Raw genomic sequence first — 12,436 nt, 5'->3', positions numbered from 1 at the left:
GACTGGGGACTGGGGACTGGGGAAGAGCTTTCCCAATACCCGATACCCAATCGCCAATACCCAATCCACAATGATTTAGCACTAACTTGGATATTTAGTAGTAAATTTTACCACCACCCCATTGATTGCCAACAACTTTCGGTTGTAGGAGAATATGACCGGCGATCGCTTTCAAGTCGTCGTCCGTCAGATTTCGCATTTCTGTGAAAATATCTGCGCTCTTGGTGCTGGGATGTATTTCTGAAATCTCCTCTTCTCCGTCATAGGTAGTGGGATTTTTCATGTAGTCCACCAAGCTTTCAAGGTTGTTACGGTTGGGTGTTGCCAGTGCTAGGGCTTCTGGTTCGAGTCCTACGTTTTGGTTTGTTTTAGTAACACCCCCAACATGACATTGGGCACAAGCGTATTGAAATAAACGTTTGCCTTCTTTAACTTCTTTTAGGCTGAGTACGACGGTATCACCATCTGTATTTAATGGCACTGTTCTGGTAGCTTTGTCCAGTTCCACCGCTGTCGCACTACTGACAACCAGCTGAAACGTCAGCAAAATGGTAGCTACAACAACGCCAATTAGTCTTCTAAACATGTTTCCCCTTAAAGATTTTGACGCTCAACACAGCTAAAAAAGCAATACTCAATCTCTATATACTTAGTCGTTAGCGATTAACCAAAGCCTAAAATAGCCCTTTAGGTGACATCGGTATCATCCACCGAGTCGCTAGTACCTTTTGGGTGTATTTCAGACAATATTTGCGAAATAATTGCCTTTGCATCTTCTAACGCCAAACGGGTTTTTTGGTGTTTATAGGCAATTCCCAGTTGGTTGCACAGAGAAAACACTTTTTCTACAGGGAGACTGTAGTCTGCTGCTATCTCTGCGATCGATAGGTCTGCAAATCCCATAATGTTTTGTTAACTGACAAATAGAGATTGAGTCGCTGTAATACCAATATCATGTTAGGAGTGCAATTTGTCGCCCAAAATACGGTTTGGGATCGGGGACTGGGGATTAGGGACTGGGGATGAGGAAGATGAGGGGGATGAGGGGGATGAGGGAGATGAGGGAGATGAGGGAGATGAGGGAGTGTGGGGACTGGGCATGAGGAGGATGAGGGAGATAAAACTATTAACTCCTAACTCAGCACTCAGCACTCAGCACTCAGCACTTCATGACAACTGACAATTAACCTTTCCCCCCTGTAAATGTGGCGCTTTGAATGAAGTAGCGGTTGAAAAAGGCATAAATCGCTAAAGCTGGCAAAGTGAATACCATAGAAGCTGCCATAATGTAGTTCCAATAGCTGATATATTGCCCTTTGAAGGTGTTCAGCCCCAAGGGTAGGGTAAACATTTCTGGTTCAAACAAAATAACTACAGGTAGCAAGAAATTATTCCAACTTCCCATGAATACAAAAACTGCCTGTGCTGCTAGTGCTGGTTTTGCTAGAGGTAAAACAATACGACGGAAAATCCCAAAAGTATTTAAGCCATCAAGTTGGGCAGCTTCTTCTAGTTCTCGCGGAAAATTCACGAAAAACTGCCGCATCATGAAGATAAAAGTAGCATTGACCATACTAGGGACAATCATGCCTTGGTAGGAATTCAGCCAGCCGATCGCTTTTAAAATCAAAAATGTAGGAATCAGCGTGATTTGTGCTGGAACTGCTAGCACTGCCAAAATCAAGAAGAACCAGAAGCGTTTGCCCGCAAACCGCAGTCTTGCCAACGCATAACCCGCCATTGAGTTGAAAACCAAGTTTAACAACGTCACGCTGACGGCAATCACTACACTATTAAGCAGCCAACGCCAAAACAGGGGTTCTTGTAAAAAAATTTGCTTGTAATTGTCGAGAGTAAAATTCTTAGGGAAAAAATTGGGTTCGCCGTTGACAATCTCTGATAGCGGCTTAAATGATGCCGAAAGCGCCCACAAGAAAGGAATTAGGGTGATTAGGGCATATATAGTCAACAAGACATATAACAGTATTTTCAGCCAGGAAAAGCGAGAAATATTCATCAAGTTCTTTCCCCTCCGAAAAATCGCTGTTGAATCAAAGTAATGGTAATGATTATCGCTGCTAGCAAAAAAGCGATCGCTGCGGCATAACCCATCTGTAAATTACGAAATACAGCCTGATAGATCAGCAGCACTACAGTCAAGGTAGCGTTATTCGGGCCGCCAGTACCACCAGAGAAGATATAAGACTGGTCAAATAATTGAAATGTACCAATTACCCCGATTGCCACCACAAAGAAGGTGACAGGCTTGAGTATGGGAATAGTAATATATATAAATTTTTGCCATTCATTCGCCCCATCGAGTTCTGCCGCCTCGTAAAGTTTTTGAGGAATATCCTGCAACGCCGCTAGGTAAATTACCATGTAAAATGGCGCAGTTGACCAAATATTCATAAGCATGATGCCTTTGAGGGCAACAGCCGGATCGCCTAACCAGTTATACGTAGGCAGTCCCACGAAAGCAAGAAAATCATTTAGTAGCCCATCGGTGTTATAAATCCACATGAAGATGAGTGTCAGCACTGCTGAGGAAGTGACTGTGGGCAAAAAGTAAAGAATTCGCCACCAGTTTTTGCCACGAATGCCAGCATTCAGCGTTACTGCCAAAATTAAAGCCAGTACGGTTTGAGTTGGAACCACAATTGCTACATATTCTGCTGTATTTTTCAAAGCAATCCAAACTCTTTCATCTTCAACTAATTGCCTAAAATTGCGAAAGCCAACGAACTTGTACTCAATACCGCCCAAAAGTTTGACTTTTTGTAGGGAAAGAAAAACAGCGTAGAGAATGGGCAAGACTACAAAAGTTCCCACAACCAGAATGGTGGGAATCATGAATAAATACCCAGCGATGTTTTCTGTAATATTCCAGTTGCGGTTGCTGCGCCGTCCGATTCTCTCAAACACAATTTAACCTCCGCTTGTATTCCACACAACTCGAATGTAGCGGTGAGTCGTGCCCGATTATTTATCGTACCCCTAGCAGGAAAATCTTGAATCTTACAGGAAAAGCGATCGCTTGTGGAAGTTAGCTGCATGTGTGACTTAGGGAACTATATATTTGGTTTCCTTGTGATGCTAATTGACTCGACTAAAGCGATAGGATACAAAATGTCATATACAACCTACCTCCGTTCCATCAAAAACGAACTTCAAAGAACTGGTAAAACCAAAAAAAGCCTCAGAGTCAAAACCATCATGGAACAGTTTGGCTACCAGCGTAGAAGTCAATCTTTTATAGACGATTTTAATACTGCTCTCGAACAATTAGGGCTTTGTGCAGATCCAGGATTTGATTTACATATTCCTTTAGATACTAAGATAGCTATTTCTATTAAAGGAATAAATCCAGTAGTCGAATCGGAATTAATTTCAGCTAAACCACGAGAGACAATTTCGGTTAAACATGATTTTTTCTACTACTTGTTTGATTTTGGCTCTGAACAAGAATACGAACGATTTCAAGCATGTTTAGACTCTAATCAACCAGTAGGTATTTTTCTGATTCCCCAAGTGGAAGATTTCTTTTCTGATATTGTTGTCAAAATATTTAATTACGAATTAATTAGAAAATCTCAGTACGGAGGTAGTAATAGTATACCTAAAGCTTCTAACCGGAAACTTGCGACACATATTGTCTCAGACCGAGATTGTGAAGATGAACAAGAAGATTCTATCTCGGATGCTAGTATTTTTCAGTTTTATCGTTCAACGATGACTAGCATTATACTTGGTAACACTGGTTTAGAACTGCTGGATTCGGAAAAATTTGATGAGCAGTTTGAGCAGATATCTTTATATGCAAATAAATATAGTAACGAACAAGTTTTTATTTTATTTCATTGTCCATCAGTGACAGAGATTCAAGCTCATCAGCAAGAAGATACTTTAGGACATTTAGTAGACAGAGTTGCTAGTAAAATTCCTTTTACTTTTACTCTCAGGTGTAAATATCCAAATGAAGCGGCTGTTGACCGCAAAGAAGAAATATATGCTCATTTTCGCCTACTGCTGGAACTTCCCTATTACGACATAGAAGAAGATGATGTATCTTTACGGGATTATTTTCTAGAACTCCAAAAAGCTCAAACACAGGCTGAATCACAGTTATTGCTGAGGATGAAACCCGAACATTTTGATATTCTCAAATGGCAACAAGAAAGTAAAGAATATATTTATCTCAAGTATTTTGCTCTCAAAACTTTAGAAAGTTTAGGCTATGAATTATCTAACATCAGTTGTGAAGTAGAGTTAACTTCTAGAGATGAGGAAACAACAGATGAAGATACCTCATATGATGAAGAATATCAAAGTGAAATTATAGAAGTATATGTCAAAAATCAGGTAATAATTGAGATAGAAACTCTTCAATATCACGAATTTCAGGATAATAATCTTTTTTTAGATACAATTAAAAGAATTCTCAGAAAATCAAAGGTATGGCCTAATAAGCTAGAGAATGTTTGGTTGGTAATTCCCGGCTTTGAAATAGCACGCAACTACTATCAACTTAAAAAAGCTAAGGAAATATTAGAATATAAGCTTTCTCGATATTATGGCGATCGCTTTCAAATCCTAGTCATGGCTCCTGATTATGAAAAACATCAACTAGTTCCAGTATCATTTGACTCTATCGACTATCCATCTTTTACATATACAGCGAAAAAACCTAGTTTAGTACAAGCACATCCCATTACTAATCGTATCAGAGAAATTAAGCTTGATTTTAACCAAGTTAAAGGTCTAAATGAAGAGAAAGAAAAATTAAGCAAACTCCTAAAGCTACAATCTAAAGGATATAAAAATTATATTGGCGGTATTCTCTTCTATGGTTTGCCTGGATGTGGTAAAACTTTACTGGCAAATGCCTTTGCTAATGAATCTGGGAGATATTTCTTTAAGTTTTCTCCTGCTGATATTGTTAGTGTTTGGATAGGCCAAAGTCAAAAAAATATTCGAGATATCTTTGCTCAAGCCAAGAAAAAGGCTCCTTCACTTCTATTCATCGATGAATTAGACAGTATTGGCTTTAATCGTAACGAAGACAACGCACACACCGATCAAAAAGCAACTATTAACCAATTACTGATAGAACTGAATAATCTCCAAAATAGTGATGTAATTGTAATTGCTGCAACTAACTATCTAAGCGGAATTGATAGTGCTTTAAAACGTTCTGGCAGATTGGATTGGAAAATTCCTATCTTTCCACCAGACCGATCGGAAAGAATAGATTTATTCAAACATTATTTATCACAAATTGAGATTCATCAGCTAGTTAACTTTGAAATTCTCGCAGAGAAAAGTACAAGATTTACATCATCAGATATTGAGTTAATTTGTCGGGAAGTCAGAAATGCCATTATTTTGGAAGAGATAAGTTCTTCATTGACAACTTCAGATGTCATCACCTACATCAACAACCTGCAAGATGGCGGCTTAAGTCTCAATCAAGAACAAGTCAAAGAATTTTTAGATGAATGTAAGCAATTGAGTGTGAAAAATCCCAAGTTAGAAACTCTTAAATTAGAGTGGGGATTGGATTAGCAAGAGTCTAAATAAGATGGCGATCGCTTCTGCTTTAATCACTCCATAGTTTTAATTTGCTGATTAGCCGCATTCTGCGATCGCACCATCGCCTGTTTTAATGGTTGTTGCCCCAGTAAAGCGCTAATAAATTGGTTATCAAAGTTATTGACAATTGCCTCTGGATATTTACCGAACTGCCACGGGGTAGCATAATTAACTCCGGCTACCAATGGCGATCGCAAAGGGTCTTTGTCATAGCCCAAATTCTTTGCTACCGATTTACGTGTTGGCAAGGCAAACCCTGTTCCCGTCCACTTTTGCATCCCTTGTTTGCCAGTGAGATAGGAAATCAACTCCCAAGCTTGGGCTTTATGCTGTGCCTGTTTGTTCATCACGTAGGCTACCGTATACACCATCGTACCTTTTTTATCATTAATCGTAGGTACTTCTGCTGTCGCAAACTCTAGTTGAGGGAAAGTTTCAGTTAAGTAAGGAATTGCCCAATTACCCTCAATTACCATTGCCACCTTACTCTGACCAAACATTTCATTACCTGAGTTTGTGCCAACATCAGATTTCAGAGCAGAGGAACGGTCTTGGCGATACTGGTCTACTAATAACTGCAATCCCTGCAAACCAGCCTCACTCGCAAAGGTCGCGTAACCATTTTGGTCAACGACTTGTCCGCCAAAGGCTTTAATTGTGTAAGCCTGACGCGCCAACTCTGGGGTAACTCCAAAACCGTATCTGTTGAGTTTGCCTGTCAACCGCTTCGAGTAGGATTGTAATTCATCCCAAGTCTTTGGAGGATTACTCAAACCAGCAGCCGCGAAGGCTTTTTTGTTATAAAACAAAACGAGGGTAGAATAATCTTTGGGCAAACCATAAATTTGGTTCTGGTATTTGAAACTGTTCAGTAAAGGCTCTGCAAAATCTGCTAGGTCAAATTCGGGAGTGATGTAACTATCTAGCGGTTCTAGGACATTCTGGCTCATTAAAAAAGGAGCTTCTAAAGCATCTAAATAAAAAACATCAGGCGCTGCTTCCCCAACCAAGCGGGTTTTCAGTACATCCATGTATTGGTCGGAAATCACCTCATATTTGACTTTGATAGTTGGATGTTCTGTCTCAAAATCTTGCAATACTTGTTTTAATAGCTTTTGTTCAACAGGATTGCCTCCCCAGCCGCTAAGTTTGATAGTTACTGCGGTGGGACTTGACAATTTACTTGAGATTTGGAAACTGTGAAGAGTAATCAAAGCGATCGCGATCGCCGCTATCAGTCCCCAAAATTTAAACCAACTTTTTTTACTCACAAACAGATAAAAGTCTCTTTCTCTTTACTTATATCTTCTGTAACTGCGGGTTGTGATTTTAGTCCTCTGAATTTTTGTTAAGAAATGCAAGTTAAAATAACAAAGAATTATCACTAAAAGCTGATAAAGACATACTTAGTATTTCAACCAATACTTTTTAGATAATACTTTTTACCTCTGTTGTAGTTTAGGGAAAAGAGTAAAGGTTAAAGGGAAAGGGGAAGAACTTTGTTTAATTCCTTTTCCCCTTTCCCTTACCTCCCCTGCTCCCTCTGCCCCGCTGCCCTCCTGCCTCCTACATTTATGGATTCTGTTCAGGAAGAAACAACTGCGTCTTTGCCTTTGGAAATTTCCCAAATTGCCTCACCATCAACAGCACTTGTCACTTCAAAACCCAGCACTCGAATTTCTAAACAGGCGATTCGCACCAGTTTAAAAGCTTCCACTGCTGATGGTGTTTTATCAGCGGTTTTCTCCCTGATTACAGGCGGGATTTTGCTGAGTAATTTCTTAGTGGAGTTAGATGTCAGTCCAGTAGTGTTTGGGATGCTGTCCTCTATACCCATGCTGGTAAATCTGATTCAACCCTTGGGTGCTTATTTATCGGAACGTACCACCAGCCGCTTTCAGTATGCCTTGTGGACTTATGGAATTTCTCGAATACTTTGGCTGTTTTTAGTTGTAGGTATAGCCATTTTCTGTTGGGGAGGGATCGATTCGCACCAGTTGATGGTGTTGACACTGTTAATTGTCTTAGTTACTCATCTTTTGGGAGGACTAGGAAACGCATCGTGGTTAAGTTGGATTGCCATGATAGTACCCAGGCGATTGCGAGGTAGATATTTTGGGCTACGCAATAGTGCTGGCAGTCTAACTAATTTACTGTGTCTACCTTTAGCGGGTCTAGCTGTATCAAATTGGCCTGGTGGAACTTTACAAGGTTATGGAATAGTTCTGCTGATAGGTATTGTGTTTGGAATTGTGGGGTTGTGGTGTCAGCATTTTCAAGTGGATGTAAATCCGCAATTGCAAAATGCTGTTGTTCAGTACCCTCAAAATAGTGAAAGTTCTCTAGCTAAAAAAGATGACGTTGTTGAAAAACCGCTCATTACAAAGGATATTACTCCACCCGAAGACAATTTTTGGAGCAGCATTCAGAAAAACTCTAATTTCTTGAAATTTCTGCTTTATTTCGGTTTGTGGATGCTTGCTGTTAATATCAGCGCTCCTTTTTTCAACCTTTATATGCTAGACACATTAGATTTAGATGTAAGTGTAGTGACACTTTACACAAGTATCCAAGCAGGGGCAAATTTGCTCATGCTGATTTTATGGGGCAAGTTAGCAGACAGGATAGGCAATCGTCCTATTTTACTTTTGGTAGGAATTTTAGTTGCAGTTTCACCACTGCTTTGGCTGGGAACTAGTAATCACGATCTTGACATTTGGCTGTGGTTGCCGCTGTTACATATTTTAGCTGGAGTGACTTGGGCAGCAATTGACTTGTGTAACAACAATCTGCAAATAGAAATTACACCAGTTAAAAATCAGTCTATTTATTTTGCGATCGCAGCTGCTGTCTCTGGCGCTAGTGGTGCTTTAGGAACAACCATCGGCAGTTTCATCGCCCAGTTTATTGGGTATGGCGGGTTACTAGGATTATTTACCGTTTCTAGTTTGTTTCGACTAGTAGCCCTTGTCCCACTCATCTTTGTGAAAGAGCAACCAACACAATCTTTAACTCAGATGATACAAGTTTGGTTAGGTCGCAAAAAGATAGCTCCAAATTAGGCATTGAAGAGATTGATTTATCTTGACTCCAGCTCTATTAATATTAAAAACCTTGACTGCTAAATGTTAACAGTTAACTATCAATACAATATTCGTTGCATATTAAGTACAAAACCAGGTAAAACACTTTCCCCAGAAAGAGTTTGAGGTAATTTTAAAACTTCTACATTCTCTCCTGGGCGGTAAATTTCTACTTCTTGTTTTTTTCTATTTATCAACCAACCCAAACGACAGCCATTTTCCATATACTCTTGCATCTTATTCTGGGTTTTTTTCAAGCTGTCATTAGGTGAAAGTATCTCAATAATAAAATCAGGACATAGAGGAATAAATTTTTCTTTTTGTTCTTTAGTTAAGGCATTCCAACGAGATTTTTCCACCCAAGAAACATCTGGAGAACGGTCAGCTCCATTTGGTAAAGTAAATCCAGTTGATGAATCAAAAACTTCGCCCAATTGATTTTGGTCGTTCCAGAACCATATTTGAGCGTTAATAGTAGAATTACTTTTTCCTGTTTCTCCTCCCGTAGGTGGCATTATAATCAACTCTCCTTGGGCATTGCGTTCTAATTTTAAATCGGGATTTTCTTCACACAATTGATAAAATTGTTCTCTTGTAAGTTGAATTACAGAATTCAGGTTTAATGTAAGTGCTGTCATAAGAGTATCTCCCGTTTTTGTTTGCTGACTACGCTACAAACCTATATCTATTTTGTTCGACACCGCAATAAAAGGGGATGAAATACTAACTTATGGGTATTAACCCGGTTTTCTGTTCCAATGATTCTTGTACCTTTATTAGTGAATCACAAGCTAGACGGAAGTCCTGACAATAAAAGAAAGCAAAATAAAGGCACGATAATAGCGTGCCCTTAATGAATTCATAACTTTGTTATTCACTAGCTCTAGAACTTAAAGTCATTGTCTCCCACAACACCATCGGGGGTGTAGTTGGTATGGGCTGGTGCAAAGCAATCAGCTGCGCTAGGGTGTTCTTTAACTGGGTACGGGGTACGATGTCATCGACAAAGCCATGCTTGAGCAAATCTTCTGCCGTTTGAAAATCATCTGGCAGTTTTTCGCGCAAGGTTTGCTCAATTACCCGCCGTCCTGCAAAACCGATGGTGGCTTTTGGTTCTGCCAGAATGATATCGCCCAACATCGCGAAGCTAGCGGTGACACCACCAGTAGTTGGATTGGTCAAAACGGGAATATACAATAGTCTGGCATTGCGATGACGTTCTAGGGCTGCGGAAATCTTGGCCATCTGCATCAAGGAGAGCATTCCTTCTTGCATTCTTGCTCCACCTGAAGTACAGACGATAACTACAGGATACCGTCGCTGCGTCGCTTGCTCAATCAAGCGCGTGATTTTTTCTCCCACGACTGAACCCATGCTACCACCCATGAAGCGGAAATCCATCACAGCAAGGGCGACAGACAAGCCATTAATTTGACCCAAACCAGTTTTAACTGCATCTACTAAACCAAGTTTTTCTTCAGTTTCCCGCAAGCGATCGCTATATGATTTGCGATCGCGGAATTGCAGCGGATCTGTTGGTCGCAAATGCTCATCTATCGCTCTCCAGGTATTGGCATCTATCAATTGGCGGATGCGTTCGTCGCTGTCCACCCGATTGTGATAACTACATTCAGCACAAACCATTTGATTTGCTCTGAGGTCTTTTGTATATGTCAATACACCACACTGAGAACATTTATGCCATAGTCCATCAGCAATTTCACGTTCTTGACGTTCTGGGCTGGTAGATCCTGGTTTACGCCGATTTGCAAACCAATCAAATAGAGACTTTAAACCGCGTGATTCTTCGTTGTTCGCCATTTTTATTTTATTGAAGTGGTTATGAGGTCGAAAACAGGTCAAGTCGCTACGGGGCATTTATGGTAACAAGCCCTAAGTCTAGAGTAAATAATTGTAACTCTTGACCTTAGCTTTCAAAGTCTCCAGATTTGCTCTTATACAGACGCAAATTACACCCCTTTTTGGCTCTTAAATGCCAGATACGTCAGTCGGGCATTGCCCACCTACTGCACTGGCTCCTCTTGACTACATCATCAAATTACGCTTCTAAGCAATTTAGACCTTATTTTGCATCTTTGGTTGCCAGCTTAACGAAATTACTTATGCCAATACAAGTCCTTTGTTTGCTTAATCTTGTAAACGAACTCTAAAAGGATGAAGTAAAACCTGACATTGAAGGTAGTTAGTTGGGAAAAGGCACTTTGAACCTTGGTTTACGTACCTCGGCTCATATTTTTATTTTTCTCCATAAGGAATTTAAGAGCTTATACTGTTTGTTTATCTTTCATCCTCCAAACTTTAGACTTTTTTTACAATTAGTTGCTTACCAACGGTGACTCTTCATGAGAGGGTAATACAAGTCACAGGTTGATATTACCAAACTCTGAAGAGCCAGTGGCGTAATACCAGCTACAGTCAAGGAGAATGAAGCTTTCTAATGATGAACTGATGAAATAACAAAGACGAAACATCTCAAACATCAAATTTGATTTTCAATTTTTAATTTCGTTTTTGTCTTGCGATGTTCAACTCACTGGAAAAAACAACCGCAGATAGGCAGATAAAATTGCTTCGCCGCCAAACACAGTAATTATTGCTCCTAAAGCCAGAAACGGGCCAAAAGGTATCTTTTGACCCCATTTTCGTTGCGACAGTACGATCGCGCCAATACCTACCAATGCTCCCGCTGCACAGGCAACAAAACCAGCTAAAAGCAAATATCTCCAACCCAACCAAGCGCCCATCATGGCTGCTAATTTGGCATCACCTGCGCCCATTGCGTCTTTATAAAATACTTTACTAGCAATGGCGATCGCTTCAAATAGCCATAAGCCTAATACAGCTCCCACGATCCCCATCATCAGGTGACGTACTAATCCCACCCAGCTAGCGTCTGATAGAAAACCAACTGTCATTTGAAAAACTATCCCTAGTACCAAACCCGACTGAGTAAGTGCATTGGGTAAGGTCATGGTATCTAAGTCAATCAGCGATAGTGCTAATAACCAGCTACAAAAAGCCCAGTAACCTACTGTAAGAATTGAAACTTTAAATAACCAAAAAATGATTACAAAGATAATCGCTGTTACCGCTTCTACCACAGGATAACGGACAGAAATTTTATTTTTGCAGTATCGGCATCGCCCTCGTAACCATACCCATCCCAGCACTGGGACATTATCGTAAGCCTTGAGCTGGTTTAAGCAATGGGGACAGCGGGAAGGCGGCCAAAGAATCGACAACCTAGCTGGTAGCCGATAAACTACAACATTGATAAAGCTGCCAATAGATGCACCCAAGGCGAAAACAATGATACTCGCCGGGATGACGATCAAAATGTCCATATAGTCATTTGTCAGTTGTTAGTTGTTTGCTACTTATGTTTTGCCACTAACTACTGACTACTGACCAGTGACTAATACATATACGATTCAATTTGGCTCAACGGTACAAAACATTCTTGTGGTAAAAGGACTGGTTGGTTAGTAAAAATCACTTTACCCCGATGAGTAACGCGATTAATTGCTACTCCTGAAGGCTGCCCAACTATTTCAGGATGTACCTCACAGTGGGTATAGTAAATCTGCCCAGCAGCTCTAATCACCGCAGGATCGACCAAAGGAGGTTGTTTCCTGGAGGCAGTACTTGAGGCAGTATAGTTTGTTTGTTCTTGTCGTAATGCGTACACTATCGACCGCTTATATGATTGCTAGATTTCTCTCTAGTTTATCTGAAACTTT

The 12,436-nt window shown here is 40.3% G+C and carries 12 protein-coding genes; 3 read left to right on the top strand and 9 right to left on the bottom strand.

Going from position 1 to position 12,436, the window contains the following annotated elements; genetic code table 11:
- Positions 1 to 94: 94 nt before the first annotated feature.
- Both psbV and I8752_RS13435 read right to left on the bottom strand, forming a co-directional pair.
- Positions 95 to 586, bottom strand: coding sequence for a photosystem II cytochrome c-550 (gene psbV / locus I8752_RS13440; protein WP_214432827.1), 492 nt, complete (start codon positions 584 to 586; stop codon positions 95 to 97).
- 101 nt (positions 587 to 687) lie between these two features.
- Positions 688 to 903: a hypothetical protein gene (locus tag I8752_RS13435; protein ID WP_214432826.1), complete on the bottom strand. Its 216-nt coding sequence runs from the start codon at positions 901 to 903 to the stop codon at positions 688 to 690.
- 67 nt (positions 904 to 970) lie between these two features.
- Between I8752_RS13435 and I8752_RS13430 the strand changes: the two genes are divergently transcribed.
- On the top strand, positions 971 to 1,180 hold the full coding sequence (locus tag I8752_RS13430; RefSeq protein WP_214432825.1) for a hypothetical protein: 210 nt from the start codon (positions 971 to 973) through the stop codon (positions 1,178 to 1,180).
- Between the two features lie 3 nt (positions 1,181 to 1,183).
- Here I8752_RS13430 and I8752_RS13425 read toward each other — a convergent pair whose 3' ends face one another.
- On the bottom strand, positions 1,184 to 2,017 hold the full coding sequence (locus I8752_RS13425; RefSeq protein WP_214432824.1) for a carbohydrate ABC transporter permease: 834 nt from the start codon (positions 2,015 to 2,017) through the stop codon (positions 1,184 to 1,186).
- Positions 2,017 to 2,925, bottom strand: coding sequence for a carbohydrate ABC transporter permease (locus tag I8752_RS13420; RefSeq protein ID WP_214432823.1), 909 nt, complete (start codon positions 2,923 to 2,925; stop codon positions 2,017 to 2,019). The genes I8752_RS13425 and I8752_RS13420 overlap by 1 nt, the downstream gene beginning before the upstream one ends.
- 204 nt (positions 2,926 to 3,129) lie before the next feature.
- Here I8752_RS13420 and I8752_RS13415 point away from each other — a divergent pair, with 204 nt between their 5' ends.
- Positions 3,130 to 5,565 carry an ATP-binding protein gene (locus I8752_RS13415; RefSeq protein WP_214432822.1) on the top strand — a complete coding sequence of 812 codons (2,436 nt, stop codon included), beginning with the start codon at positions 3,130 to 3,132 and terminating at the stop codon, positions 5,563 to 5,565.
- 38 nt (positions 5,566 to 5,603) lie between these two features.
- Here the strand turns inward: I8752_RS13415 and I8752_RS13410 are convergent, their stop codons facing one another.
- Complete coding sequence (locus I8752_RS13410; RefSeq protein ID WP_214432821.1) at positions 5,604 to 6,863, bottom strand: ABC transporter substrate-binding protein; 1,260 nt, start codon at positions 6,861 to 6,863, stop codon at positions 5,604 to 5,606.
- Positions 6,864 to 7,166: 303 nt separating this feature from the next.
- On the opposite strand from I8752_RS13410, the gene I8752_RS13405 reads away from it, so the two are divergent.
- Positions 7,167 to 8,654, top strand: coding sequence for an MFS transporter (locus I8752_RS13405; protein WP_214432820.1), 1,488 nt, complete (start codon positions 7,167 to 7,169; stop codon positions 8,652 to 8,654).
- A gap of 80 nt (positions 8,655 to 8,734) precedes the next feature.
- Here I8752_RS13405 and I8752_RS13400 read toward each other — a convergent pair whose 3' ends face one another.
- The 4 genes from I8752_RS13400 to I8752_RS13385 form a co-directional block, all read right to left on the bottom strand.
- Positions 8,735 to 9,313 carry a Uma2 family endonuclease gene (locus I8752_RS13400; RefSeq protein ID WP_214432819.1) on the bottom strand — a complete coding sequence of 193 codons (579 nt, stop codon included), beginning with the start codon at positions 9,311 to 9,313 and terminating at the stop codon, positions 8,735 to 8,737.
- Positions 9,314 to 9,545: 232 nt separating this feature from the next.
- Positions 9,546 to 10,496 (bottom strand): acetyl-CoA carboxylase, carboxyltransferase subunit beta, encoded by a 951-nt coding sequence (accD, locus tag I8752_RS13395; RefSeq protein ID WP_214432818.1) that lies wholly within the window; start codon positions 10,494 to 10,496, stop codon positions 9,546 to 9,548.
- Positions 10,497 to 11,221: 725 nt separating this feature from the next.
- Positions 11,222 to 12,040: a prepilin peptidase gene (locus I8752_RS13390; protein ID WP_214432817.1), complete on the bottom strand. Its 819-nt coding sequence runs from the start codon at positions 12,038 to 12,040 to the stop codon at positions 11,222 to 11,224.
- 71 nt (positions 12,041 to 12,111) lie between these two features.
- Positions 12,112 to 12,384 carry a hypothetical protein gene (locus I8752_RS13385; protein ID WP_214432816.1) on the bottom strand — a complete coding sequence of 91 codons (273 nt, stop codon included), beginning with the start codon at positions 12,382 to 12,384 and terminating at the stop codon, positions 12,112 to 12,114.
- Positions 12,385 to 12,436: the final 52 nt, after the last annotated feature.

Origin of the sequence: Dendronalium phyllosphericum CENA369 (assembly GCF_016056275.1) — a bacterium.
In the GTDB taxonomy this organism is placed as follows: domain Bacteria; phylum Cyanobacteriota; class Cyanobacteriia; order Cyanobacteriales; family Nostocaceae; genus Dendronalium; species Dendronalium phyllosphericum.
Note: the sequence above shows the minus strand (reverse complement) of the source record. Positions and strands in the feature narration are given on the sequence as shown.